This window comes from Kribbella hippodromi (assembly GCF_039531045.1).
Classification (GTDB): domain Bacteria; phylum Actinomycetota; class Actinomycetes; order Propionibacteriales; family Kribbellaceae; genus Kribbella; species Kribbella hippodromi.
The window spans coordinates 349,295-375,696 of sequence record NZ_BAAAPH010000004.1 but is presented as its reverse complement, the minus strand read 5'-3'; the positions used below and the strand labels follow the sequence as shown (position 1 = coordinate 375,696).

The 26,402-nt window shown below is 67.0% G+C and carries 23 protein-coding genes; 3 read left to right on the top strand and 20 right to left on the bottom strand.

What is annotated here, in order from left to right; genetic code table 11:
- Positions 1-41: 41 nt before the first annotated feature.
- The gene (locus ABD260_RS08685) at positions 42-857 is read right to left on the bottom strand and encodes an alpha/beta fold hydrolase (RefSeq protein ID WP_344232862.1); all 816 of its coding nucleotides are present in this window, start codon (positions 855-857) and stop codon (positions 42-44) included.
- Positions 858-906: 49 nt separating this feature from the next.
- Between ABD260_RS08685 and ABD260_RS08680 the strand changes: the two genes are divergently transcribed.
- The gene (locus ABD260_RS08680) at positions 907-1,734 is read left to right on the top strand and encodes a class I SAM-dependent methyltransferase (protein WP_344232861.1); all 828 of its coding nucleotides are present in this window, start codon (positions 907-909) and stop codon (positions 1,732-1,734) included.
- Between the two features lie 107 nt (positions 1,735-1,841).
- Here ABD260_RS08680 and ABD260_RS08675 read toward each other — a convergent pair whose 3' ends face one another.
- The 7 genes from ABD260_RS08675 to ispH all read right to left on the bottom strand — a co-directional run bounded on the left by ABD260_RS08675 (position 1,842) and on the right by ispH (position 9,834).
- Positions 1,842-2,063 carry an antitoxin gene (locus ABD260_RS08675; RefSeq protein WP_344232860.1) on the bottom strand — a complete coding sequence of 74 codons (222 nt, stop codon included), beginning with the start codon at positions 2,061-2,063 and terminating at the stop codon, positions 1,842-1,844.
- Positions 2,064-2,146: 83 nt separating this feature from the next.
- Entirely contained in the window at positions 2,147-2,902 is a 756-nt protein-coding gene (locus ABD260_RS08670) for an isocitrate lyase/PEP mutase family protein (protein ID WP_344232859.1), read from the bottom strand.
- Positions 2,902-3,852, bottom strand: a complete 951-nt coding sequence (locus ABD260_RS08665) for a sigma-70 family RNA polymerase sigma factor (RefSeq protein WP_344232858.1) — start codon at positions 3,850-3,852, stop codon at positions 2,902-2,904. The genes ABD260_RS08670 and ABD260_RS08665 overlap by 1 nt, the downstream gene beginning before the upstream one ends.
- Entirely contained in the window at positions 3,849-5,294 is a 1,446-nt protein-coding gene (locus tag ABD260_RS08660; RefSeq protein ID WP_344232857.1) for a DHA2 family efflux MFS transporter permease subunit, read from the bottom strand. Before ABD260_RS08660 ends, ABD260_RS08665 begins: the two co-directional genes overlap by 4 nt.
- A gap of 1,360 nt (positions 5,295-6,654) precedes the next feature.
- Positions 6,655-7,830 (bottom strand): DUF6923 family protein, encoded by a 1,176-nt coding sequence (locus tag ABD260_RS08655; protein ID WP_344232856.1) that lies wholly within the window; start codon positions 7,828-7,830, stop codon positions 6,655-6,657.
- A 322-nt stretch (positions 7,831-8,152) separates the two neighbouring features.
- Complete coding sequence (locus tag ABD260_RS08650; protein WP_344232855.1) at positions 8,153-8,920, bottom strand: bestrophin-like domain; 768 nt, start codon at positions 8,918-8,920, stop codon at positions 8,153-8,155.
- Positions 8,917-9,834, bottom strand: a complete 918-nt coding sequence (gene ispH / locus ABD260_RS08645) for a 4-hydroxy-3-methylbut-2-enyl diphosphate reductase (RefSeq protein WP_344232854.1) — start codon at positions 9,832-9,834, stop codon at positions 8,917-8,919. The genes ABD260_RS08650 and ispH overlap by 4 nt, the downstream gene beginning before the upstream one ends.
- 29 nt (positions 9,835-9,863) lie before the next feature.
- Between ispH and ABD260_RS08640 the strand changes: the two genes are divergently transcribed.
- The gene (locus ABD260_RS08640; protein WP_344232853.1) at positions 9,864-10,019 is read left to right on the top strand and encodes a hypothetical protein; all 156 of its coding nucleotides are present in this window, start codon (positions 9,864-9,866) and stop codon (positions 10,017-10,019) included.
- A gap of 248 nt (positions 10,020-10,267) precedes the next feature.
- On the opposite strand, the gene ABD260_RS08635 is transcribed toward ABD260_RS08640, so the two are convergent.
- The 11 genes from ABD260_RS08635 to ABD260_RS08585 all read right to left on the bottom strand — a co-directional run bounded on the left by ABD260_RS08635 (position 10,268) and on the right by ABD260_RS08585 (position 24,261).
- A complete protein-coding gene (locus ABD260_RS08635; RefSeq protein WP_344232852.1) occupies positions 10,268-11,326 on the bottom strand; it encodes a family 2 encapsulin nanocompartment cargo protein polyprenyl transferase in 1,059 nt (352 codons plus the stop codon).
- Between the two features lie 11 nt (positions 11,327-11,337).
- Entirely contained in the window at positions 11,338-12,711 is a 1,374-nt protein-coding gene (locus ABD260_RS08630) for a family 2B encapsulin nanocompartment shell protein (RefSeq protein ID WP_344232851.1), read from the bottom strand.
- Positions 12,708-14,894, bottom strand: a complete 2,187-nt coding sequence (locus ABD260_RS08625) for a terpene synthase family protein (RefSeq protein ID WP_344232850.1) — start codon at positions 14,892-14,894, stop codon at positions 12,708-12,710. The genes ABD260_RS08630 and ABD260_RS08625 overlap by 4 nt, the downstream gene beginning before the upstream one ends.
- Before the next feature lie 3 nt (positions 14,895-14,897).
- Positions 14,898-16,322, bottom strand: a complete 1,425-nt coding sequence (locus ABD260_RS08620) for a family 2B encapsulin nanocompartment shell protein (protein WP_344232849.1) — start codon at positions 16,320-16,322, stop codon at positions 14,898-14,900.
- Positions 16,323-16,593: 271 nt separating this feature from the next.
- Entirely contained in the window at positions 16,594-17,034 is a 441-nt protein-coding gene (locus ABD260_RS08615) for a PaaI family thioesterase (RefSeq protein WP_344232848.1), read from the bottom strand.
- 291 nt (positions 17,035-17,325) lie between these two features.
- Positions 17,326-18,369 (bottom strand): hydroxyacid dehydrogenase, encoded by a 1,044-nt coding sequence (locus ABD260_RS08610; protein WP_344232847.1) that lies wholly within the window; start codon positions 18,367-18,369, stop codon positions 17,326-17,328.
- Positions 18,370-18,376: 7 nt separating this feature from the next.
- A complete protein-coding gene (locus tag ABD260_RS08605; protein WP_344232846.1) occupies positions 18,377-19,582 on the bottom strand; it encodes an MFS transporter in 1,206 nt (401 codons plus the stop codon).
- Positions 19,583-19,735: 153 nt separating this feature from the next.
- Positions 19,736-20,887 carry a PrsW family intramembrane metalloprotease gene (locus tag ABD260_RS08600; protein WP_344232845.1) on the bottom strand — a complete coding sequence of 384 codons (1,152 nt, stop codon included), beginning with the start codon at positions 20,885-20,887 and terminating at the stop codon, positions 19,736-19,738.
- A complete protein-coding gene (locus tag ABD260_RS08595) occupies positions 20,884-21,534 on the bottom strand; it encodes a hypothetical protein (protein ID WP_344232844.1) in 651 nt (216 codons plus the stop codon). Before ABD260_RS08595 ends, ABD260_RS08600 begins: the two co-directional genes overlap by 4 nt.
- 79 nt (positions 21,535-21,613) lie before the next feature.
- On the bottom strand, positions 21,614-22,858 hold the full coding sequence (locus ABD260_RS08590; protein WP_344232843.1) for a pyridoxal phosphate-dependent aminotransferase: 1,245 nt from the start codon (positions 22,856-22,858) through the stop codon (positions 21,614-21,616).
- The gene (locus tag ABD260_RS08585; protein WP_344232842.1) at positions 22,855-24,261 is read right to left on the bottom strand and encodes an amino acid permease; all 1,407 of its coding nucleotides are present in this window, start codon (positions 24,259-24,261) and stop codon (positions 22,855-22,857) included. Before ABD260_RS08585 ends, ABD260_RS08590 begins: the two co-directional genes overlap by 4 nt.
- Positions 24,262-24,332: 71 nt before the next feature.
- On the opposite strand from ABD260_RS08585, the gene ABD260_RS08580 reads away from it, so the two are divergent.
- On the top strand, positions 24,333-25,436 hold the full coding sequence (locus ABD260_RS08580; RefSeq protein ID WP_344232841.1) for a C45 family autoproteolytic acyltransferase/hydrolase: 1,104 nt from the start codon (positions 24,333-24,335) through the stop codon (positions 25,434-25,436).
- On the opposite strand, the gene ABD260_RS08575 is transcribed toward ABD260_RS08580, so the two are convergent.
- Positions 25,424-26,290: a MurR/RpiR family transcriptional regulator gene (locus ABD260_RS08575; RefSeq protein WP_344232840.1), complete on the bottom strand. Its 867-nt coding sequence runs from the start codon at positions 26,288-26,290 to the stop codon at positions 25,424-25,426. The genes ABD260_RS08580 and ABD260_RS08575 overlap by 13 nt on opposite strands.
- Between the last annotated feature and the right edge of the window lie 112 nt (positions 26,291-26,402).

Genomic DNA, 26,402 nt, shown 5'->3' with positions numbered 1-26,402 from the left:
GCGGTCGGCGTCCGAGTTGTCAGCCGGCCCTCAGCCGACGCTCAGCGGTCTCTCAATGAATCGAGCAATCTCTGGTTGAGCTGCACCGGCGCGTCGTACTGCATCAGATGCCCTGACCCCGGGATCTCAATGAACTTCGCGGACGGGATCAGACCAGCCAGTTTGCGCCCGGTCGCGGTCGGTATCCAGCGATCCTCCGCGCCCCACAGGACAGTGACCGGGATCGTCAGCCGATGCAGGTTCGCCTCGATCTCCCGCAGGTACCGCTCGTCGAACTGCGCGATCTGCCGATAGAACGCCGGCTGCCCTTCCGCCCCGAGCCACGGCGCCACCAGTTCGTCCAGCTGATCGGTCCGCAGACCGTGGTGACTCGCGTTCTGGATGTACGCGCGAAGCACCGCGTCGTGGATGTACTCCGGTAGCTCGTCGAGTGTCGTCGGATGATCCTGCACGAACCGGAAGAACGGCGACCCGGCCGGCGGAATCGCCACCGTGTCGACCAGCCTCAGCGAGTGGTAGGTCGCCCCCTCGAACAAGGTCGCCCGCAGCGAAACCGCGCCGCCGTAGTCGTGGGCGATCACTCGCGGGTGGTCCAGTTCCCAGTACGCGAGCAGCTCCGCGAGCACTTTGCCTTGGGCATCGAAATCGACTGGATCGTCAACCCTCTTGGACGATTCGCCGTACCCGGGCATGTCCCACAGGTACACGGTGAAGTCGTTGCTCAGGGCATCGGCGTACGCGCTCCAGACTCGCGACGAGAACGGTGTCCCGTGACAGAACACGACCGCCGGTCCCTGCCCGCGCCGATCCCAGGCGATCGTCCGTCCGTGGTTCTCGTACCGCTGCGTGAGCTCCATCCAGCTAACCATACAATAATGTCTTAGCGGTTAGTACTAGCCTCGCTCCGTGAGCGAATGGACGTGGGACGAGAGCCTGTACGCAGGGGGCGCGGAGCACTATCCGGTCGGGCGGATGGCGTACCCGGAGGCGCTTGGGGAGACGCTGCGCGACGAGCTCGGACTGGACGGTCAGGGGCGGCTGCTGGACGTCGGATGCGGCCCGGGATCGCTGACCTTGCTGCTCGCGCCGTACTTCAAGGCGGCCGTTGGAGTGGACGCGGACGCCGACATGCTGACAGTTGCGGCCGGGCGCGCCGACGACGCCGGGATCATCAATGCCGAGTGGCACCAGTTGCGCGCTGAGCAGCTGCCGGGGGAGCTGGGTGCGTTCGAGGTCGTGACGTTCGCGCAGTCGTTTCACTGGATGGATCAGCCGCTGGTGGCCAGGCTGGTACGCGGAATGCTCGCGCCGGGCGGTCGGTGGGTGCAGGTTCGCGCGTCCACGCACCGGGGGCTCGACGGGGCTGACGAACTGCCGCTCCCGAGGCCGCCGTGGGACGGGATCGACGCGCTGGTCGCGCGCTACCTGGGGCCGGTGCGCCGTGCTGGACGGGGCGTACGCGTGATCGAAACTCTGCCGGATGAAGAAGAAGTGATGAAAGCCGCCGGGTACGAAGGGCCGACCCGGCTGATCGTCGGCGGTGACGAGATCGAGGACCGTACGGTCGATCAGGTGGTCGCGGCGGTGTTCTCGTTGTCGAGCTCGACGCCGCATCTGTTCGGTGCGCGACTGCCGGAGTTCGAGGCCGAGTTGCGGGAGTTGCTCACGAGCACGGCAGACGACGGCCTGTTCGCCGAACGCCGCCGCGAGATCGAGCTGGTGATCTGGAGCTAGCTCAGCTGACTACAGCTGGGGCCCCGCGGGTCAGCCGGGACCGGGCGGGCTGGGCGCACCGCTGGGCGGGTCGCGGTGAGGTGCGCGGCCCGCCCAGTGGGTGTGGGTCAGGACTGGTTGTCCGCTGAGTCGCCGTCGCCGTTGTCGCCACCGAGGTTGCCCAGCTGGTCCCGGGCCATGTCCTTGCCCTGGTCGATCTGGTCGCCGAACTTGCCGCCGGTCTTCTCGTCGGCGAACTCGCCGGCCTTGTCCAGACCCTCGTTGACCTGGTCGCCATGCTCCTTGGCCAGGTCTCCGGCCTTGTCCTTCATCTCGTCGAACATACCCATCGTCTCTTACCCCGTTCCTGTCGATGGTTGCCTTCCACTACCTAGCCGGTAGTACCCGATCGCCGGAATCCCACACCGGAAGATCACCCGGCAAACGGATTCCGGTCCGCCTGCAGCGTGGGAAGTACGCTCGTGGCGAACGTTCCGTACAGGTGCCGCTGGAACATCGGGCCAAAGCTGACCCGCGCGACACCGCGCGCCGCGTATGCTGCGATGGTGTTGGCGCCTTGCCCGTACGCGACGTTCACCGGGCCCGGTGCCTCCTTGACCAGCCGGCCGATCAAGTCCAGATCGCCAACCCCGATCGGGTACACACAGTCGGCACCCGCGGCGAAATAGCGGTTGGCGCGGTCGATCGCGGTACTCAGCTGGTCCTCAGCCGAACCGGCCTGGCGCAGGAAGGCGTCGATCCGCGCGTTAATCACAAGGGTGTCACCCGCCGCGGCACGGACAGCCGCCAGGAAATCGGCCTGCACGGCGGGGTCGATCATTACGCCGGTCGCGGGGTCGGAATCCTCCAAGTTCAGCCCGACGGCGCCGGTGGCGGCGAAACGTTCGACCAGTTCGGCCGGGGCGAGCCGGTAGCCGCGCTCGAAGTCGACCGTGACCGGTACGGAGACGGCGCGAGCGATCCGCGCGGCGGCATCCAGTACGTCTTGCACCGGTGCGGCCTCGCCGTCGTCGTACCCGAGCACCGCCGACGTGGCGTTGCTGCTGGTGGCGACGGCCGCGAACCCGGCCGCTTCGATCAGCCGCGCGGACGCGGCGTCCCAGGCGTTCGGTACGACCAGCGGCGTACCGGGAACGTGCAATGCCCGCAAAATAGTTGCCGATGACATCAAGATCTCCTATGAATCAGAGGCAGCCCGAAGGCTGGGAAAAGTGCGGGATGGTGGAAGGCCATGACGGCCGAGACGGCGTCTTCTCGCAACGTCAGCACCTTGATCGAATGCGCGTGGTACTGGCCGTCGGCGCCGCGCAGGTACATCGCGAAGGCAGGCTGGCCGTTCGCCGACGTCTCGACCAGTACGCGTTGACCGGGTCCGGGGCGCAACTTGGATTCGAGCAGCCGCAGTACGTCCGTACGCCCACTGAACCAGGTCGGAATCGGTGGCATCTCCCACCGCGCATCCGCCGCGAACAACCCTTCCAGTACGACGAGGTCCTTGTTTTCCATCGCCTTCTGGAACTGGTCGAGCAACGCGCGGCGCAGCGGTTCGTGCGGTTCGCTCAACTCGTCTTCGCGCGGCCGCTGCCGGGCCAGCTCGGCGCGCGCCCGCTGCAGCGAACTGTTCACCGCGGCCGTTGTTGTGTCGAGCAACGATGCGACGTCGGCGGCCGGCCAGGTGAGTACCTCGCGCAGGATCAGTACGGCGCGCTGCCGCGGCGGCAGCTGTTGCATCGCGGCAACCATCGCGAGCCGCAGGCTTTCGCGATCGCCGACCACGGTGGCCGGGTCGGCGCCGAGCAACTGATCCGGGAACGGTTCCAGCCAAGGCACTTCGAGCGCCGACGCATGCAGGTCGTCCGGATCGTTGCCGGGGGCACCGAGCGCCGACGGGACCACCCGGCGGCTGCTGTGGTGGAGGAGGTTGAGGCACACGTTGGTCGCGATCCGGTACAACCACGTCCGGATGGTGGACCGATGCTCAAAGTCCGCCTGCCCGCGCCAGGCCCGCAGGTACGTCTCCTGGACCGCGTCCTCGGCGTCGTGCAGCGAACCGAGCAACCGGTAGCAGTGCGCGACCAGCTCACCTCGGTGCTGCGCGAACTCCTCCTCGAGGTTCATCGAGCTCCTTCCACCGCCTTGGCCGCTGTGCTTGCTGCTGGGCCCGCTGCGGTGCCTGCCGTCGCGCCCGCGGGGGTGGCCGGCGGGTTCGCCGGGTTTGGCTCGGCGGTGCGTCGGGTGGCGATCGCCAGGCCCGCTACGGCCCCGAGCAACGACAGTACGCCGCCGCCCGCGAGGGCCCGGGAGAATCCGCTACCGGCATACCCGCCCGCCGACACGAACACCGATCCGAGGACAGCGACGCCGGCCGCACCGCCGAGCTGACGCGTCATGCTGTAGATGCCCGACGCGATTCCGACTGCTTGCCGCGGCAGCGCCGCCATCGCCGCACTCTGCGCCGCGGGCATCGCCAGCGAGACGCCGCAGCCGGCGACCACCAGGGGCAAGATCAGCTCCCAGTAATGATCTGCGCCGCGGCTGACCCAGAACATGCCGGCCGACTGCAACGCAAGCCCGATCACGACCAAAGATCGCTCGCCTACCCGATCCACCAGCCGGCCGGCGATCGGTCCGACGATGAACAGCGTCCCGGTCCACGGCAGTAGCTGCAGGCCGGCCGTCAAGGGCGCCGACCCGAGTACGGCCTGCATGTACTGGGAGAGGAAGAACACTGCGCTGAACAACGCCGCGGTCAGGAAGAAGCCGGCCGCGTTCGCCGCGGTGAACGTCCGGTTGCGGAAGTACGTCAGCGGGACCATCGCGTGGTTCGTACGCCGCTCCCACACTCCGAACGCGATCAGCAGTACGACACCGCCGGCGAAAGCAGTCAGTACTTCCGTACTGGTCCAGCCGGCCGATTCGCCGCGTACCGTACCCCAGACGAGCCCGAGTACAGAGAGGCTGATCAGCACCGCGCCGACCAGATCGAGGCGCCGCGCCGGGCCGGTGCTCTCCGGGATCTTCGTGAGCACGAGTGCGATCGCGACTACGCCGATCGGTACGTTGATCCAGAAGATCCACTGCCAGGACAGCCCTTCGGTGACCGCGCCGCCGATCATCGGCCCGCCGAGCACCGCGAGGCCGGTCACGCCGCTGAACACCCCGATCGCCTGCCCACGCCGCTCCGGCGGAAACGCCGCACCCAGTAGGCCGATCGCCAGCGGCATCACCATCGCCGCACCGACCCCCTGCACAGCCCGCGCCGCGATCAGGAACGGCAGATTCGCCGCCATCGCACACGCGACCGACGCCAGCGTGAAGAGCGCGAGCCCGGCCGCGTACATCCGGCGCCGCCCCAGCCGATCACCCAGCGCGGCCGCCGTCATCAGCAACATCGCGAAACTCAGCCCGTACGCGTTGACCGTCCACTCCAACTGCTCGGCCGACGCCCCAAGATCACCCCGAATAGTCGTCAGCGCCGCGGCCACCACCAAGGTGTCCAACGCCACCATCACCGACCCCAACGAGGCCAGCCCCAAAACCCACCGCTCCGAACCACTCATCCGTCTGCTCACACCACTACAGACCACCGCCAAACCCCGAACTCATCGCTCCACCAGCACAAATTTCCATCCTGTGGCCTTCGCGCGTCTGCGACGGTCGCCCCGGAGCACCGCATGCGCCGACCTTCTCGGCCTGGACCTGAATCGCACTCACCTCCCCCCACCACGCACCGAAGGACAGGTAGTAGTCGGCCCGAGCTAGTACACCTGAGCGTGATTGCGCGAATGCGTACACCACCTCACCGGTGTACTACCTGTCCTTAGCCGCACCACCCACCTCACGCTGTACCCCGACGCCCGCTGCGCCCAGCCACCCGCAGCCCCGTCTCACGGAGACCCCGCCGAATGCAGCACGCGGTCGCACATCACACCCCGCCTCCCGCAACCCCCGTGCTTCGGCACACCACCTCACCGCAACCCCGCCCTACGCGGCACCCCATCGGGTACCGAACGACGGGTAGTGGTAACCGTTCTGCAGCGCGACCACCCCAACAGCAGCCCACCCGCAGCTGTCCCGGCGACCGCCCGGCCGACCACTACCCGTCCTTCGGTACCACCCCAACGCGACCTCCGCCGACGCAGCACGCCTGTCCTACGGCTCGGCCCTCCGCCGTACCTGGCCCACGCAGCCCCCGGTCGTATGCGGCACCCGCACTAGGCCCCGCCCTACGCGGCACCCCATCGGGTACCGAACGACGGGTAGTGGTAACCGTTCTGCAGCGCGACCACCCCAACAGCAGCCCATCCGCATCCGTCCCGCCGACCGCCCGGCCGACCACTACCCGTCCTTCGGTTCCACCCCACGCGTCACCTGCTCGGCGCAGTACCCCCGTCCGCGCAGCACGCCTGTCCTGCGGCTCCGCCGTACCCGGCAGCCCCCCGGTCGTACGCGGCACCCGCACTAGGCCCCCGCCGACGCGGCACCCATCGGGTACCGAACGACGGGTAGTGGTAGCCGTTCTGCAGCGCGACCACCCAACGGCAGCCCACCCGCAGCCGTCCCGGCCGACCACTACCCGTCCTTCGGTACCGCTCACGCAACACCCGCCCGACGCGGCACACCGCCCACGGAGCGCGTGTTCTTACGGTCGCGCCCGGTCGGTCCTATGCAGCACCTGTCCGGACGCGGCGCCTTGTCGCACATCGCGCCGTAGTACACCGCGCCCGTCTGACGGCGCACCCGCCGTGCGCAGTGCCTCCGTTGTACAGCAGCACCGCGTCGTACGCCGCACCTGTGTAACGGAGGCACCCCCCGTGTGTGGAGAGCACGACGGCATGGCGTAGTACGCCGCGTCCCGTGCGTATTCACGCGGGCTGATCCCTCACTCGGCATCGCCACAACTTCTTCTATGAACAAGGTTCAGCGGCGTCGGCGCATGCGGCGTTGGGCGGCTGTGGCGGCGGCGCTGGTGAGGATTACCAGGAGGGTGGCCAGGGACCAGCGGCGGAGTACCTGGACGGTGTGATTGGGGTGGTCGCGGTGCTTCGGTTGTGTCGCGAGCGGGCGGGCGATGGCGAAGTCGGTGGGTGGGGTGGAACGGGTCGTGGGCGGGGTGGTGTGCGGAGACGAGGGTGGTGGGAGGTCGCGGCGGGTTGGGGTGGGGGATGGGGGCGCGGTGGTGCTGGGCGCAGCGGGGGAGCGGGTCGGCGACGGAGGTGGAGTGGGTGGACGAGGGGTGGTCGGGTGCGGCCCGGGTGGGCGCTGCGTCGGACGGGTAGTCGGGGGTCGCGCAGGCGTTGAGGGGCGCGTCGGTGGCGCGGACGGAGGGCTGTGCGGTGACGGAGGACTGTGGGGCGGCGGAGTGTGCGGTGGCGGAGGAGTGTGGGGTGGGGGAGTGTGTGGAGGGGGAGTTGGAGTGTGGGGCGGTGGGGTGGATTGGGTGAGGCAGCCGGCGGCGTCGCTGTTGGCTAGTGGGCGGGTGGTGGTGAGCTTGGTGGATGAGCCGTCGAACCCGATCCGGTACAGCTCGCTGGGTCGACCGTGGCCGGTGTGTACGGCGTACACGCTGGACGCTGTGACAACAACCGACGTGTACCCGTCCTGCCACGGAATGCCCGGCACAGCCTTCACCACCCGAACCGCGCCCGTCGCGGGCGACAACGTGACCAGCTTCGCAACATGCCCCCACGTCGCCACCCCGTATAGCACCCCGGACGACGGATCAGCGGCGAAATCTTCCACCTCCAGCCCAAGCAGCGACAGCCGTACGACACCAATCACCCGCCGGTACGTCGCGCTCGCCGGATCGATGTCCACGGTGTACAGCCGGAGGTGGTCGCGTACGTAGAACCGCGAACCAACCACCGCCCCGGCCGAAGCATCTGCGAGCCCGCCGATCCCGTGCCGTACCTCCCCGAGATCGGTGACCTTGCCCTGCCGCGTCACCGACACGAGATGCGGCCGGCGGAACAGCCAGCCGCCGTGGTCGCGGGTGGCGATCCCGTACACAAGATCCTGCGTACGCGCGTACCCGGCTGCTTGTACTTGGTAGTCGAGCCGCCCGAGATCCGACGTACGCCCCGACGGCAGGTCCACCCGCACCAACCGCGACGCCGACTGATACCCAGCCGACTGAAAAACAAGGTACGAACACCCAGCCGCAGCCACCGACGGCCCCGCCCCCACCACCGCTATTGCACCCCCCACCACGCCCGCCACCACCACCGCACAAACAGCAGCCCCCACCCCACCCCGCACAACCGCCCCACCCCCAGCCGAGCGCGCAGCCGTGCCGGTGGTGGCGCCCGCCCCACTCCACGCGCCTGCTCCACGCGCAGCCGTGCCCGCGCCGACCCCACCCCTCGTGCTCGCTCTGCCTGTAGCCGAACCGCGGGCGGTTCTGGGCGGCGGGGTTGGCTTATCCACCGTCGTTCAATCGGGAGATGGCTGAGATGAAGGCGTCGGGGCCCACGTCGGCGCCGCCGCTGAAGGGGTTTTGTAGTTGGTAGATGGCGAACAGGAGCAGGCCGATCGCGCCCGACAACATCGCGACGATGAACGCGTACGAATACAACCCGGGCCCGCCGAACATGAACATCAGCGCCACCGACATCACACTGCCGATCAGGATCGCGAACCACACCACCTCACTCACCCCGCTGCCGCTCGAGTTCAGCCGGGACTGCCTTGCCTGGTACACGTTCCAGACCTGGTTCGCCGCCTCGACCCGGCGGTCCTCCTGCCGTTCGCTCGTGGTCTTCGCCTGCTCCACCGTCTTCTGCAACGTGGCGAGCAACGTCCAGCCCTGATCGTCGACGTCGCGGCCGGCGCGCATCGCGGGCCATTCGCGGTCCGACACCTCGGTCGCGTACGCGCGCGTCAGCTGGCGTACGCGGGTCCGGTCCTGCGGTGCCAGCGCCTCCCCGGCCCATTGCACCGCGACCAGCGCGTTCGCCTCGTCGTACGCCGTCTGGTTCGCGCTGTTCATGCCGTCGAACAGCGAGATCAGTACGAACGCCGCGATCACCACGTTCACCCCGCCGACGATCGTGAAGACCTGGCCCGCGACCTCGTTGTTCGCCTCGCGACCTTCGCGCTGACGCCACTTGCGCAGTACGACGGCGAGCACCGCGGTGACGATCATGATGCTGCCGACCCAGAGCAATCCGCTGACGAACAGATTCATGGGCGCCGCACCTCCGGCGGCAGCGTGAACCGGATCGTCTCGCGCGTCACCGTGTACTCGACGACCTCGACCGGACCGAACTCCCCGAGGCGCGCGATCACCTCGTCAACCAGCACCGGGGGAGCCGATGCGCCGGCCGTCAGCCCGACGACGCTGACGGCGTTCAACCAGTCCGGATCGACTTCGTCGGCATTGTCGACAAGGTAAGCGGGGGTGCCGGAGCGGATCGCGATCTCCACCAGCCGCCGTGAGTTGGAGGAGTTGGCTGATCCGACCACGATGATCAGTTGGGCGTGTTCGGCGATCTCGGAGACAGCTGCTTGACGGTTGGTGGTCGCGTAACAGATGTCGGCGGTGTCGGGTCCACGGGCGCCGGGAAACTTGTTGCGCAGGGCATCGATCAGGGCAGTGGTCTCGTCGACCGCGAGGGTGGTCTGGGTCAGGTACGAGACTCTGGTCGGATCGTCTACTTGTAGATTGTCGACATCCTGCAGATCTTCGACCAGGACTGTTTGCCCCGGGGCTTCGCCGAGGGTTCCTTCTACTTCCTCGTGCCCGGCATGGCCGATCAGTACGACAGTGTGGCCGGCGGCGGCGTACTTGCGGGCTTCCTGATGCACTTTGGTGACGAGGGGGCAGGTGGCGTCGACGACGTTGAGGTCGCGTTCGGCCGCGTCGCGGCGGACGGACGGGGCGACACCGTGCGCGGAGAACACGACGGTGGCGCCGGGTGGTACCTCGTCGAGATTGTCTACAAAGACCGCTCCACGGGAGGTGAGGTCTGCGACGACATGCGTATTGTGAACAATCTGCTTGCGAACAAAAACCGACCCCGAGCGAGCCGCTAGCAACCGCTCAACAATCTCCACCGCCCGCTCCACCCCCGCACAAAACGACCGAGGCGCGGCCAACAAAACAGTCCGCCGAACAGAAGCCGCCGGTTGTGGGGACGGCGGGGCCGCTGGTGCGGGCGGTTGAGCTGCTGGCGTCGCAAGCGCTGGCGGAGCCCCCGCTGACGGCGCACCTGACGCCGGTTGTCGTGGAGGCGCTGCAGCCGACGGGGCTGCAGGCGCTGGCGTGGTGGCGGGTGGTCGGGTAGGTGGTGGTGACTGCGGTGGTGCCTGAACTGACGGGGCCGTTGGTGGTGGTGCGGGTGCCGGTCGGGTTCGTGGCGCCGCGGAGGGTGGTGCTGGTGGCGGTGGAGTTGTTGGCAGTGCCGGTGGTGTGAAACAGGTTGCTTGGGGTGGTGTGGTTGTGGGGGTTGGTCGGGTTGTGGGGGTTGGTGGAGCGGTGGGTGGGCGTGTGGGTGGTGGTGATGGCGGTGGTGTTGGTGGCATGGGTTCCCCACTAGTGGGTTCGGCGGGTGGCTAGGTGGGCCAGCCGTTCTAGTTCGGTGGTGGTGGGGTTTTGGGTGTTGGCGGCGGTTAGTTCGGATAGGGCGGCGGATAGGAGGGCGTCGGCTTGGGCTTGGCTGGTGGTTCGGGCGCCGGTTGTTTCGATGAGGGCGGCGGCGGTGGCCAAGTCGGTGTCGGACAAGTCGCCTTCGCGGCGGTAGAGCACAGATAGGTCGCGTGCGGCGGCGGTGCCTGAGGAGAGGGCAGCGACGACTGGCAGGGACTTCTTGCGGCGGCGTAGGTCGGAGAAGACCGGTTTGCCGGTGACGGAAGGTTCGCCCCAGATGCCGAGAAGATCGTCGACATATTGGTATGCCAAACCCAGATCCTCGCCGTACAAGCGCAGATGATCCACCTGATCCGGCCGCCCGCCGCCGAACAGCGCACCAAGCGCCGTACTGCACCCGAGCAACGCGCCAGTCTTCAACTGCGCCATCCGCACACACTCAGCCGGCGAGACCTCGTCCCGGGTCTCGAACTCCGCGTCGGCCAGCTGTCCATCGACCAGCTCCTGCACAGCGTCCCCAAGGACTCGGCAAGCTTCTCCAGCCGCCGGATGCCCGCTGCCGACGAGCACGTCGAACGACAACGCCAGCAACGCATCCCCCGCCAGAATTGCCGGCCCAAGCCCGAACACCGTCCAAGCAGTCGCACGATGCCGGCGAGAGGTGTCGCAATCCATCACATCGTCATGCAGCAACGAAAAGTTGTGGACCAGCTCAACCGCCACAGCCGCCGGAAGCGCGACCTCGGTCGTACCCCCAACAGCCTGCGCGGAAAGCAGAACCAAAGCCGGGCGGATCGCCTTGCCTCCGTCCGCATGCGTCGGGTTCCCGTCCTCGTCGGCCCAGCCGAAATGGTATGCCACGATCCGTCGCGTTGCCGGGGGCAACGTTTCGACCGCGGCCCGGAGTGCGGGCTCGACCTGCTGACGGCTCCAGGCCAGCAGATCGGCCGCCGATCGGGTGCCGTCCCCGCCTGCCGGCAGTCGGGATCCTTGAAGAGTGGACATCGCATCGCTCCTCAGCGCCCGAGTTCGACGTTTTCCAGGACGCCGAGCGCGTCCGGAACCAGTACCGCGACCGAGTAGTACGTGCTGACCAGGTACGAGATGATCGCCTTCTCGCTGATTCCGAGGAACCGCACGTTCAGCCCAGGCTCGTACTCGTCGGGCAACCCGGTCTGCCGCAACCCGATCACCCCTTGGTCATCCGCTCCGGTACGAAGTACCAGCACCGAAGTCGTATTGTTCGGCGAGATCGGGATCTTGTCCGTAGGCAGCAACGGCACCCCGCGCCACGCCTGCACCGTCCGGCCGTCAATTGTCGTGGTCTCCGGATAGACCTTCCGCCGAGTGCACTCCCGGCCGAACGCTGCGATCGCCCGCGGATGTGCCAGCAGCAACCGTGGCTTGCGCCGCCGAGTCAGCAATTCGTCGAAGTCGTCCGGCGTCGGCGGTCCGTTCCGCGTGTAGATGCACTGCTTGTAGTCAGCGTTGTGCAGCAGCCCGAAGTCGCGATTGTTCAGCAGCTCGTACTCCTGCCGCTCGCGCAACGCCGCGATGGTCAGCCGCAACTGCTGTTCGGTCTGGTCCATCGGATCGTTGTAAAGATCCGCCACCCGCGTACGTACCCGCAAGATCGTCTGCGCGACGCTCAACTCGTACTCACGCGGCGACGGATCATAGTCCACGTACGTCCCCGGCAACGTGTCCTCGCCCGCATGCCCCGAAGCGAGATCGATCGCCGCCTCGCCCGCCTTGTTCTGCGCCCGCTCCGCCCGATTCCGCACCGCGTCCAGATGCGTACGCAGACTCTCGGACCGCTCAGCCAACTCTGCGAACTCGTCCCGGCGAAGCTTCAGTACGACACAACTCGTCACGGCCTTCGCGGTGTACTCCCAGAGATGCTCCGGAGGTTCAACCAACAACTCGGCGCCCAGGTGATCGCCGTCCGCCGCAGTGCCGAGCTCGGTACCAGCCCCGTACGCGCCGACGCCCGACTTGGTCACCTTGCCATGCGCAATCAGGATGATCTCGTTGATCTGACTGCCGAACTCGGCCAGCACCTGCCCCGGCTCGACGTCCTCCCGCCGAAACCGATCCGCGAGCGCGGTCAGCACCTCATCGTCGGTGAATCCACGCAACGCCGGAAGTTCGGCCAGCTCGGCCGGAATCACCCGCACGTCCGAACCAGTCACCGTGAAGCTCAACCGACCGTCGCCGACCGCGAACGTGCTCCGGCGGTTCACCCGGTACGTTGCCGCCGTCGTCTCCACCCACGGCAGCATCCGCAGTAACCAGCGCGGCGTGATGCCTTGCATCTGCGGTACCGACTTGGTGGTCGTGGCGAGTTGCCGTGCCGCCCGCGTACTGAGACTGAGTTGCTGATCGTTCATGCTGCACCAGCCTTTCGGAAGCTGCGGAAGGCGGACGTGCCGAGCCCGTTTGGTATACCAACCGCGTTGAGCCGCGCCGAACGATGCGGAAGATCAGCGGCGCCGTACCGATGACACCCGCGATGCCACGCGAGAATGCCCGACATCCAGTTCCGCAGTTCGTCGGCATACCGAAGCACGATCCGCCGGACCTCGTCGTCCAGCCCAAAACCGGTGATCAACGCCGGCAGATCGACCGCCACCACCTGCTCGAACTGCTGAATCCGCGCCGTCATCAGCTCGTTGACCATGGCAACCGCACGATCCTTGTCACAAGCAAGGAAATTCTGGACGACCAGCACCCCGTTGTGAAAGTCGCCGTCGTACTGGATCTCCTTGTGATAGGAGAAGAGATCGTTCAGCAGGCAGGCGTAATCGGCCGCGGCGTTCTCCATCGCCTGGATCGGCCGCGACCGGTATACCTCGGCGGGTACGCGTTCGCCGTGACCGATCCGGCACAGACTCATCGTCAGCTCCGAGCCGAACGTCCGCCGCCGCATCTCGATGTAGTCGACCGGGTCCGGAATCCGGTTCTGCGCCTGGTTAGCCAGCTCCCACAACCAGCTCTCGGTCATCGAATCCACCGAGTGCTTGAACGCACGTTGCTGCGGGACCGTCATACCCGCCGCAGTCCGCTGCCAGATATCGGCCAGCGAAACCTCCAGCGCCCCAACAGGCACCGGCCCGGCTGAGTCCACAGCCATCAGAGCCGACAACCGCTGATTGCTCACCCGAGCGCCCGCCAAATCACGCCGCCGGCCGAAGACCGCCGGGTAGTAGTCATCGGCGTACGTCCCCCACGCCAGCCATGCACTGGCGAGATCGAGCTGCTCCGGCGTCGCATCCGGAAAGATCCCGGCTGCGCAAAGCGGCAGATCGAACGCCGCCAGCATCCGCGCGTCCCAAATCGTCCCGTCAGTGATACCCGTCCACTCACCCCACTCGAGGATCGCGAACCGAGCCGCCCCAAGATGCGGACTCTGCTGCACCGCAAACGGCATGTAAATCGAAGGAAGGTTGGTCGCCCCAACAGCCTGATACGGAACGAACTGATGCGACCGAATCCGATAGGGCGCAGTGGCAACAAACGAAGACGCGATCCGCATCGCGGACGTCCCAAGACCGCGACCAGAGGCCGCCTTACCGCCCTTGTTCATGTACCGACTGGACCGCAGATGCCACTCATGGCCACCCGACTGCCAGTCCTGCAAACCCTTCACGTAGTTGAACACGGCCAGCCGCCCAGCCGGGTCGACCTGATGTTCCTCCACCACCCGCGGCACCTCGGTCAGCGCAGTGTTCTCGAATTGATGCAACCGCGACGTAAGAATGTCGTTCACCAACTCAGCAGCCTGTTGCACACCGCAACCGACAAAGCGCTCGATCACCAGTACGCCGTTGTTCAGCTCACCCTCGACTTCGACCTCACGCTGGTACGAGAAGAGGTCGTTCCGCAAATGCACCGCGTCGGAGAACGTGTCGCTCAGGACCTGCATCGGCCGCGTCGACGCGATCTCGACCGGTACCTCGGCCCCGGCCGCGTACTCGACCAAGTTCGCCGACCAAGGCGCACCGCCGACCTTGCGGCGCATCTCGACGTACTCGATCGGGTTGGCGATCCGGCCGGTGGTGATGTTCGACAGCTCCCACAGGGACTCGGCGAGTAGAGCCTCTGTGGTCTGCCGGAATCGTTGCCGCCAGCCCGCCGACATCGCCGGCACGGTCCGCGTCCACAAGTCGGCAAGCCCACGTTCCACCGGGTTCTCCGGCACTTCGGTGATCTCGCCTTCGACCGGCATGAACGCCGGCAACCGATCCAGGTACGCGGTCGCGGCCGGTATGTCGCCGGTCTTCTTGTACAGCTCGAGGAAATGGTCATCGAAGTAGAACACCCACACGTACCAGTCGGTGACCAGGTCGAGCGCCGGCCCGGTCGCGTCCGGATGCGTGTACGCGCAAAGCAGCGCGTAATCGTGTGAATCGAAGTCGTGCTCGTCCCAGATCGCCTTTCCCTGTTGAGGTACGTCGATCATGTCGAACTCGTAGGCCCAGGACTTGCTGTGCGCCCGGGCGCCGTCCAGGTGCGGATTGATCCTGGCCGGATGGGGCACGTAGAAGTCGGGCAGCTCGTAGGGCTGACCCACGAGTCAGCCCTCGCGGCCTATCTCCACGCCTTCCAAGATGCCCAGGGCATCCGGCACCAGCACAGCGGTCGAGTAGTACGCGCTGACCAGGTAGTTGATGATCGCCTTCTCGCTGATGTTCATGAACCGCACGGACAGCCCCGGCTCGTACTCGTCCGGCAGCCCGGTTTGGTGCAGGCCGATCACGCCCTGCGTGTCCTCACCGGTCCGCATCAGCATGATCGAGCTGGTCCGGGTCTGGCTGATCCCAAGCTTGTTGCACGGGAAGATTGGTATACCGCGCCAGGCCGGCAGCCGGTGCCCACCGACATCGATCGTGTCCGGGTAGATCCCGGCGCGGGTGCACTCCCGGCCGAACGCGGCGATCGACCGCGGATGGGCGAGGAAGAAGGCCGGCTCCTTCCAGACCAGGCTGAGCAGCTCATCCAGGTCGCCCGGCGTCGGCGGACCGCTGCGAGTCGGGATGCGCATGCTCAGATCCGCGTTGTGCAGCAGGCCGAACTCGCGGTTGTTGATCATCTCATGTTCCTGCCGTTCGCGCAGGGCCTCGATCGTCAATCGCAACTGCTGTTCGGTCTGGTCCATCGGCTGGTTGTAGAGGTCCGCGACCCGGCTGTGCACCCGCAGCACGGTTTGGGCGACGCTCAGCTCGTACTCGCGTGGGGTCGTCTCGTAGTCGACGTACGTCCCGGGCAGTTCCGATTCGCCTTCGTGCCCGGCCGCGAGCTCGATCGCCGCCTCGCCGTGCTCGTTCTCGGAGCGCTGCGGACTGTTGCGGAACTGCTCGATGTGCGTACGCAATGGATCGGACTGCGAGACAAGTTCCTCGAAGGATGCCTGTGACAACGTCAGCAGCGTGACCGGTGTGATCGCCTTGACGGTGAAGTCCCAGAAGTCGTCCGACTCCAGAATCGCCTTGTAGGTAAAGTGATCGCCGTCTACCAGCGTCTCCAGTACGGTCTCGTCACCGTACTTGCCGAGGCCGATCTTGTTGACCTTGCCATGCGCAATCAGGCAAATCTTATCGGCCGGATGCCCGCGCTCGACAATGACGTCACCGGGCTGAAACTCCTGCTGTACAAAGCGATCCGCCAGCGCGGACAGTACTTCGACGTCGTCGAAACTGCGCAGCATCCCGAGCTCGCACAGCTCCTGCGGGATCACCCGGATCTGCGCGCCGGTGGTGGTGAAGGTGACCCGGCCGTCACCGACCGCGTAACTCAGCCGGCGGTTCACCCGGTACGCGCCGCCCTTTGCCTCCACCCAGGGCAGCAGTTTGAGCAACCACCGCGAGGTGATGCCCTGCATCTGTGGCTCGGACTTGGTGGTCGTGGCCAGGTTGCGGGCGGCCGCGGTGCCGAGGCTGAGCTGAGCCTGGCTCTGCGGTGGCCGGCCGTTGGCGTCGGTGTCGGAATCGGTCAAGGTCATGCGAACACACCACCGTTTCGATTCGGATTTCAGGCGCGCGTCAGCGCCCCTGCAAGAGCCCGGCGCGCGTCGGCGCACGGGCAGCGTCCCCCGGCCGGACACGGCATTGCCCGGCCTGCGAATGTACTTGGAAAGCAAGAGAAATAGCGGATCGAACGGCCCGGATGCACGTTTGGCGATCCCCAGTTCGCCAGTATCCGGCCCGTCGGCTTGCCTCACCTAGAGTAATCGCCCAATCGCGGGTTGAGTCAAGGGCTTGTGTGAACGACTTTCAGCGCTCGGGCCGTGCGTCCACCTGGATCAGCGTTTGCTGCCCGGCCGCGACCAGCGTGCGCTGCTCACGAGCGACACCGAAAACCTCGAGCCGGCAGATCGTCAGCGTCCGTCCCGCCTTGATTACGGTCCCGACCGCTTCCAGGTGATCGCCTTCGGCCGGCGCGAGCAGATTGATCTTGAACTCGACAGTCAGCACCGAAGTCCCGGTCGGGAAGAGCGTGAACGCCGCGTACCCACCGGCACTGTCCGCGATCGAGCTGGTCGCACCAGCGTGAAAGTACCCGTGCTGCTGCGTCACCTCAGGCCGGCTCGGCAGCACGATCCGCACTTCACCGCGCCCGATGTACGAGATCAGCGCGCCCAAATGCTCCATCAGCCCCTGACGCTCAAAACTCTCCCGAACCCGAGCCCGCACCTCAGCAGCCGCTTCCTCCATCCCGGGAGCCTATCCGGAGACCTCCGGGCAAACCTCGCGTCGCACAACAATTCGCGGCTCGACAGGTAGTGCACCTGCGAGACGCCGTACACCCGGACCCCACCACGCTCAAGTGCACTACCCAAGCAACCCACACATCCTGTCCACCCGCGCATCACCCTGCTCTTGCAACACCCGGCCCCGGCTGACCCACACATCGGTCACAAGAGTCGGCTTATCCACTCGTCTTGTGGGTTCTCCACTTGCACACCAGTGGAGAACCCACAAGACGAGTGGAGAACCCACCTCTGGTCACGCCATTTGCTGCAGGGCTGCCTGCGTCAGTTCGTGCTGGAGGGGTTGGCCGGTGCTGAACCGTTCTAGTTCGGCGGCGGTGATTGCGCCCATTTCCAAGTAGCACTCGACTGTGCCGGCGGCTCGGTGTGGGGTGAGGAGGACGTTCGGCAGCGTACGCACCGGATCGTCCGCCGGAAGAGGCTCCGAGTCGAACACATCGAGCGCCGCGTCGATGCGGCCGGACCGAAGTTCGGTGAGCAGCGCGGCGGTGTCGACCAACCATGAGCGGGCCGTGTTGACCAGCGCCGCGCCGTCCGGCATCAACGCGAGCTCGCGGGCGCCGATCATGTGGTGGGTCTCGGGCAACGTCGGTGCATGGAGCGCAACAACCCGGCTGGTCCGGAGCAGTTCGTCGAGGGTGGTTCCGCGTACGCCAAGCTCCGCCGCACGCTCGTCGGTCAGGTACGGGTCGTAGACGACAACGTCCGCGCCGAGCGCGACCAGCATCCGGATGTATTCGAGCCCGGTCCGCGACGCACCCACCACGCCGATCCCGGATCCGGCCAGCCCGTGCTGCGCGAGCACTGCATCGCTCGTACCGGCTGTGCTGCCCGTGGAAGTAGGCGCGATCGCATCTTCGCGCCAGCCGCCCGCATGCATGGTGTGGTTGAAGCGATGGATGCGGTGCAGCATGGCCAGCGTGAAAGCTAGCGAGACCTCAGCCACCGGCCGCGCCATCGCCTGACCGGCCTGGGTCACCCGAATCCCGCGCCGGAACACCTCATCAGTCATGAAATGCTTCACCGACGAAGCACTGTGCGCGATCAGCCGCAGGCGATCTGCGGCCGCGAGCACCTCGGCGGTGAGCGGCGTCGCACCCCAGGACGTGATCAGCACCTCGGTCCCGGGTAGCGCAGCCATCAACGCGTCCGCATCGCCCGGATCGTCGAGGATGACAACTTCGCCGATCGCCGAGAGCCGCGCCATGCTCTCCGGCGCGAACACCATCTCCCGGAACGACGGCGTTGCCGCCAGCACCACCCGCTGCGTTTCGGCCATGACCGAATTATAGGGTGGCGGGCTTCGTGCGGGAGACGAGCAGGTGCAGCAGGACTGTGATCGCCAGGATGACAGCGGAGACGCCGAGCAGGCCGTTCGGGGCCGCGCCCGCGGTCAGCGCGACGCCGCCGAGACCGCTGCCGAGCGCGCCGCCGAGCGAGATCGCGCTCCCGTTCAGCGCGATCACGATCGCGGCCGACTCCGGTGCGAGCGACGCGAGCCGGGCCTGCTGCGGTACGGCCGCGCCGCCGTTGCCGACGCCCGCGGAGAAGAACCAGACCAGACCCCACACCGCGGCGACGACCGCCGGGGCGAGCATCAGCGCGACCATGCCGAGGATCGCGTTCAGCAGCAGGCCGGTGAGGATCACGGTCAGTACGCGGATGGCGCTGAACCGGTCTACCAACCGCCCCGTGATCGCGTTCCCGGCCATGCTCGCCACGCCGTACCCGAACATGATCACGATCATCGCCCAGTGCTCGTGGAAGTGCGGTCCGAGAATGAGCGTCGCGTACGTGAAACAGGCGTAACTGCTGCACAGGATGCCGGAGCTGACGAACAGGCCGGCCACCAGCCGCGGCTGACCGAGCGGCCGGATCCGGTCGGCGAGCGTACCGCCGGGCAGATGCAACTTCGGCAGCCGCCAAAGGATGCCGATCAATGCGATCGTGCCGACGACCGCGACCAGGACCATCGGGAACCGCCAGCTGGACTGCCCAAGGATCAGCCCGACGGGTACGCCGAGAGCGGTCGCCGTCATCCATCCACCGAGGACGAACGACAGCGCCTTGCCGTGGTGCGCGGCCGGCGTGAGTGCGAGCGCGTACGCGACGACTGCCGCGTTCAGCAGACTGCCGCCGAGCGCGGAGATGACCCGGCCGCTGAGCGCGATCGGATAGTTGGTGGCGACGGCGACGATCAGGTTGCCGAGCACGAACACGCCAAGAGCCAGGGCGATCGTCGTACGGCGTTCCCACCGGGAGGTCAGCGTGCCGAACACCGGACCGGCGATCGCGGCGGTGAGCGCGAACACCGACATCAACTGTCCGGCGGCGGCCGCGCTGACGTGCAGGTCGCCGGCGATCTGCGGAAGCAGGCCGGCCAGCACGTACCCGTCGATCCCCATCGAGAAGGTCGCGACCGCGAGCCAGATCAACGGGCGCCAGGAGAAGCCCTGTCCCTCCACCGCCTCGGGGGCACGCGTGTCCGTCATCTGCCTATCTCACCCCGAGAAATCGGCCGGGGCAAGAGCAGACTGAGCAGTTCTGTCGAAAGAATCGAAGCCAGGTGCAGCTCCGATCACAGTTTTGTAAGCCCTATTCCATAATTCCCCATTCTGCGGTACAACGTCAGGATCGCGGGACCGTCACGTTTCGCGGACGCGGCGTAGTTCGGAGCGGGCGTGGTCGACCCGGCGCGTATCGGCGCCGTCGGCCTTGGCGATCTCGCGGGCCAGGTCGCTGGCCGCCTCGATCGTGTGCCGGGCCCGGGCGCGGTTGCGCAGGAGTTTGCGGTACTTCTTCCGGTCCGCGCGCAGCCCGCTGACCGCGTCGAGGAGCGGTGGATCGACGATGCCCGACTCGACTTCGGGCGCGAGCAGTTCACGAATCCACGACCGTTCCTGGCGGGCCGCATGCCGGAGTACGTAGAACAGTGCGCTGAGCTCGATCAGCGCGATCAGGAACGGGAACACGATCGAGCGCAGCGCGGAGCCGTTGCTGAGACCGCTCATGTCGTCCCAGGCGCCGTGGAAGATCATCGCCGCGAGCAACGTCAGTACGCCCCGGAGGATCTTGCGTTCACCGCTGCGGCCGAGAATCCACATCAGCCCGGCGCAGAAGATCGCGCTGAACAGGGCGTGCGACACGATCCCGGCGGCGCCGCGGATCAGGAACATCTTCAGGGACGAGCCGAGCTGATCAACGCCGTACACCTGGGTTGCGCCGTTGTAGACGTACAGGACGTCCTCGAAGACCTGGAAGCCGAGTCCGATGTACGCGCCGATGATGAAGCCGTCGTACGCGCTCCGGACCAGCCGCGGTGCCAGCCCGATCAGCAATACCAGGCCGATCGCCTTGGCGAACTCCTCGTTGATCGGCGCGGTCAGGCCGGCCGCCCAGTTCTGCGCGAACGACGTGCCGCCGACCTTCGTCCAGATCGCCAGCAGCGCGTTGTTGGCCGGCAGCGCGATCCAGAACGTGGCGGCGATCCCGCCCCAGATGAACCCGGTCGCGAGCAGTGACGCCGGTTGTGCGGTGAAGCGATTCTGGTGCCGCAACAGCAACAGCCACGGCACCAGGTACAGACCGAACAGCACGATGCCGCCCGTCAACGCGGACGAGTAGAACTCCGCGCCCGAGCTGAAGTACTGCAGCATGGTCAATGTGCCGCCGCCGACGCCCAGCAGGTACACCCAGAACGCCAGGTTGTGCGGTTGCAGGAAGCGGAACGGCTGACCCCAGCCGGAGGCGTGGATCGCCTGCTGTTGCGCGACTTTGAGCTCGGGTGTGGCGGTCATGATGCCGCTCCCGGCTTGATGCTCCGCAGGAATGCGGCGACCTCGTCCTCGTACCGTTCGAACTGCCCGGCAGCGGTCCGGATCCGGACCAGCAGCGCGGGCGCCGACTCGACCGCGTCCGCCGGGCCGGCCGCCATCTTGAACGCGACGTCGATCGCATCACCGCCCGGCCCGGTGCTGCTCTGCACCACTCCGACCAGCCCGGCGCCGGTGGTCAACGTTCCGCGCGAGCCGCCGACGTTCCCGGACGCGCCTTCCGATTTCAGCACCTGATCGAGGAAGGCGGCCGCCGATCCTTCGTACGTCGTACCGTCGAGTTCGATCGTGGCGCCGCCGGACGCGAGCAGTACTTGCAGCGCTGTCGGGATCGCGCCCGCGCCGCCGACCAGCGTCCCGTGTTCGAGCTGCCAGCCGACCGGCGGTACGGCGGTCGCGCCGCTGCCGAGGTCGAGCACCTGCCCGGCCTTGATCTCGTTGTGCCAGGGAATCGCGGCATTCAGTCCCTGGAACCCGTAGATCAAGGCGAGCGCGACGGCGAGCGCGGTGAAACCGGCTGCGAACGTCCGGCGATCCAGCCCGAACAACCGATGCTCGACCGGCACCCAATCGGCCGGAGTTTGCGCTGCGTGATCCCCATGCACAGTCATCGACGCTCCCAACGCGGTGGGTTTGGGCGTACCAGAACTGTAAGTGGTCTAGCAGCGGCAGGCGAGTGGTGACACACAGTCAGGTCAGCTGATGCAGGCTCCGGCGGAGTTGGTCGAGCTGGGCGGCGATCCACGGAAGGGCGGCCGGATCGTCGCTGGCGAGCGCCTGAAGGCGTTGGTCGTCCGTGCTGCCGTAGAGCAGTGAGGTCGCGACGCGGAAGCGGTACGCGCCTGGGTCGTCGCCGAAGTGGGAGCCTGCGAGGACGGCCACACCGTGCTGATCAAGGAGATGTGCGGACAGTTGCTCGGCGGTGGTGATGCCGGCCGATTCCAGTTGTGGGCGCAGCGGTTCCAGATCGGGATAGAGATAAAAGGCCGCGTTGGGCGTACGGCAGGTGGCGCCCGCGCTTCGGAAGATCTCATGTACGGCATGTGCTACCGCCGCATGGAGGTTCCTGCTTCGAGTGATCCGATCGGTGACCTCGGCGGGTTCTGACAAAACGTACTCGGCGGCGAACTGCATCGGCATGGCCATGCTTGACCAGACCTCACTGGCGATGCCGATCAGGTCATCGGTGAGCGTTGCGCCGAGTGGTCCGTCGGGGAGGCGGGCGAGGCCGATCCGCCAGCCGCCGAGGGCCATGCTCTTGCTCAGGCCGGACGTGACGACGGTTCGTTCGGGGAGCAGCGATGCTGGGCTGACGTGGTCCTCGGGGTGATGGGTGAGGTCGCGGTAGATCTCGTCGGACAGGATGACCAGGTCCTCGCGCGCGGCGATCTCGGTGACCTGCTTGACCAAGTCCGCGCCGGCTGCCGTACCGGTCGGATTGTCCGGCAAGGTGAGGATGAGGATCTTCGGGTCGGCGCCGTTCGCGCGGGCGGTGTGCAGCGCGGACTCCAGTTCGGCCGGGTCGGGTACGCCGCCTGCTGCCGCGGGGATTGGTACCGGGATGGTGCGTTTTCCGGTCAGGGCGGCCTGCGCCGCGTACGTGACCCAGGACGGGGTGGGAAGGACGAGATCACCGGGGATTGCGGCCAGAACGCCGTACAGCAAGGCTTTGCTGCCGGGGCCGAAGATGATCTGGCCGGCTGTTGTCGGCAGGTCGCGGCGCTGGAAGTACCCGGTGGCTGCTTCACGTGCGGATGCTGAGCCGAGGACCGGGCCGTAGGCGTTCTGGTCCGCTGCTGCGCGGAGGACGTCGGCCACGGCCGGCAGGACCGGGAGGCCGGCCTCGCCGAAGCCGAGGTGGACGACCGTTTGGCCGGAGGCGCGGCGCGCGGCGATCTTCTCGTTGACCGCCAAGGTGGCGGAATGCTTGATCACTTAATCCCCTCGGAGGTTGGCAGGGTGCGTTCCGGTGCGCTCGCCGTGGCGGTCCGGCGTTGCCGGATCACGCCCGCCACGACAGTGATCGCGGTGACGAGGAGGGTGAGGAGCAGCGAGCGGCGGGTGCTGGCGCTCAGCGCCATCCCGGCGATGATCGCGATCAGCGCGGCGCCGACCAGCAGCGTCAGGTACGGGAAGGCCCACATCTTCAGCGTCAGCGAGCCGGGAGCCTCCCGGTCGAGCCGCCGGCGGCCGCGGTAGTGAGTCGCGGTGATGCACAGGTAGGTGACTACCGCGACGGCGCCGGACGAGTCGAGCAAAAAGTTGAACACGGCCTCGGTCGGGATGAAGTAGTTCGCCACCACGGTGATCAGACCGATGCTCGAGGCAAGCAATACCGCGGCCACGGGTACACCGTTCCGGCTGGTCCGGGCGAACAGTCGCGGTGCTTCGCCGGACCGGCCGAGCGCGAACACCATCCGTGACGACGCGTAGATCCCGGAGTTCAGGCAGGACAGCACGGCGGTGAGGACGACCACGTCCATCACGCCGGCCGCTCCTGGTATACCAAGCCGCTCGAGCACGGCGACGTACGGGCTTTGGGTGACCTTGTTGTCGTTCCAGGGCAGCAACGCGAGCACGATGAAGATCGAGCCGATGTAGAAGACCAGGATGCGCCAGACCACGCTGTTCATGCCGCGCCGGACGGCCTCCACCGGCGCGACCGCCTCGCCGGCCGCGATCGTGACCACCTCGGTGCCGAAGAACGAGAAGAACACGACCAGCGTGGCCAGCAGGACGGCGGTGTTGCCCTCGGGCAGGAAACCACCGTGGGCGGTGAAGTTGCTCAGGCCGGGGGAGTGGAAGCCGGGCACCAGTCCGAAGAGCGCGGCCAGGCCGAGCAGGATGAACGCGACGATCGCCACGACCTTGACCAGCGCGAACCAGAACTCGAACTCGCCGAAGTTCGCGACCTGGGCGAGGTTCACCGCGATCAGTACCGCCATGAAGACGAAAGCGGCGAGCCAGGATGGTATACCGGGCAGAACTCGATGGGCGATCGCGGCACCGGCGATCGCCTCGAAACCGACGGTGATGCACCACTGGTACGCGTACAGCCAGCCGACCGACAGCCCGGCCCAGGGTCCGAGCTCGCGCGTCGCGTAGCTCGAGAAGGAGCCGGTCTCGGGTTTCGCGACGGCCAGTTCGGCGAGCATCCGCATCACCAGGATCACGATCAGCCCGACGCCGAGGTACGCGATCAGCACACCTGGACCGGCCGAACCGATCGCCTTGCCGCTGCCCACGAACAGGTCGGCGCCGATCACGCCGCCGATCGCGATCATCGTCATCTGGCGGTTGCCGAGTGCACTGCGCAGCGGAGTCGAGGGGTCGGACATGGGCGGCCTCCATGCAATCAAAGTTGCATCCGATCTTGACGCCGCAACTCGACGGTCGTCAAGCTCTGAGGATGAATGTGGTGATTTCGGAGCGGTCGGTCGGCGGGTTGCGGTGGCTGTGGGTCCGCGGGCCGCGGGCAGAAGTGTTCCGGGCGTTGGGCCGCACGGCGGCTGCCGAGATCCATGCGGTTCTGGGTGGACTGCCCGAGGCAGGTGCGCTCAAGGCCTTCGCCGAGACCACCGACGGCCGGCGGCTGGTCGGGGAGGTGCTGGCGGCGACGGAGCGGATGCACTCGCGGGAGCTGGCCGAGTTGCACGATCTTGCCGCCGGGGCCGGGTTCGATGCGGACGCGATGGTGCTGGCGAATCTGCGCGGCGATCTCGGCGGGGACGACGGGGTCGGGTGTTCGGACCTCGGGTGGCGGGCGGACCGTTCGTACCTCGCGCACAACGAGGACGGGGCGCCGGCGTTGCGCGGGCGGTTCATGATGCTGACGTTGCAGATCGATGGTGAGCAGCCGGTCACCACGCAGTGGTACCCGGGATTCCTGCCCAGTAACGCGTTCGTGGCGACGGCGGGCGGTGTTGCCTGGGGCATCAATCATGTTCAGGTCGCGCGTCCGGCGGTGGCGCCGGGGCGGCATTTCATCGCGCGGGCCTTGCAGCACGAGTCGTCGTACGAAGCAACGATCGACTATTTGCGGAGCACTCCGACGGCGGGCGGGTTCACGTACACGATCGGGGATGTGCACATGGGGCGGGTGGCGACCGTCGAGGTGGCGGCCGGGCGGTCCGCGGTTGTGGAGGCGGCGCCGTATTTATGGCATACCAATCATCTCCGGTACTTGGAGGCTCCCGGTGGCGCGGTTGGTTCGGGTGGCGTGCGGAGTCTGGGGCAGCGTGAGGAGAGCGAGGCGCGTGGGGCGGTGCTCGAGGCGTTGACACCGTTGGAGCCTGATGCTTCGTGGTTCTTGGAGGTGTTGACGGGTTCGGTGCGGCGTACGGCGGCGGGGGACGATCCGTTGATGACGCATTGCTCGACTGTGGTGGATCTGACGGCTGCCGAGGTGACTTTGCAGGCGAGTGGTCAAGAGCCGGTGACGCTCCCGTGGGCCGAGTTCGTGCCTCACCTGGAGGTCGTGCCTCAGCCTGAGGTCGTTCCTCAGCCTGAGTAGACGCCGAAGTCGCCGAGCAGTCTCTCGTCCTGCAGAAGCTCGCTTCGGCTGCGCTTGCCGTTGCGTACGGCAACACCTGTCGTCAGCGCCTGTGCCAGCGCAATGAAGGCGGTCACCGAACGCAGGATCGCGGGGCCTTCGCATTCCACGAGGTGCGTCACCTCGGCGATCCGGGCCAGCGGGGACGCGCTGCTGTCGGTCAGCGCGATCGTGTGCAGCCCGCGCTTCTTCGCCTCCTCGAACGCCCGCACGGTTTCGGCCGTGTACCGGTTGATCGAGATCGCGACGAACGTGTCACCAGGTTGCAGGTCACGGAGGTCGTCGACCAGCGCACCGGTCACCGGCGACACGAGATGTACGCCTGGGCGCACCAGCCGCAGCAGGTACGCCATCAGCTCCGCGACCGACAGGCACTTGCGCAGCCCCATCACGTGTACGTGGTCGGAATCGCCCAGTAGTTCGAGGGTGCGCTCCCAGTCTGCTGGGGTGATCCGGCTGAGCGTACGGCGAATGTTCTGTTCTTCGTGCTCGACCGTAGCGGCCAGTAGGTCCTCGGACTGGCTGAGTTTCTCGGCGCGCCCGAACCGGGAGATCAGCTGTGCTTCCCGGGTGAGCTGCTGCTGGCAAAGCGCGGTGAGTGCGGGGTACCCCGACAGGCCGAAGAGGTTGGCGAACCGGACGACGGAGGATTGATGTACGCCCGCCTTCGCCGCGGTCTCGGCCACACTGCGGAAGGCTGTACCCTCCGGGTCGGTCAGGATCTGCTCGGCGATCCGCTTCTGCCCCGGTGCCATCGAATCAAGCCGCTCCTGAATCGCACGCCGCAACTCGTCGTACGACCCAGGCACTGTCATCCCACCGTCCTCCACAACCGCAACTGTAAGCGCAGGTGTGTAAATCGGGCCGGAAATTGGGTGTTCGGCAGGGGTCTCGGGCGGCCGAGTTCGGCTGGAAGGCGGCGGCGTC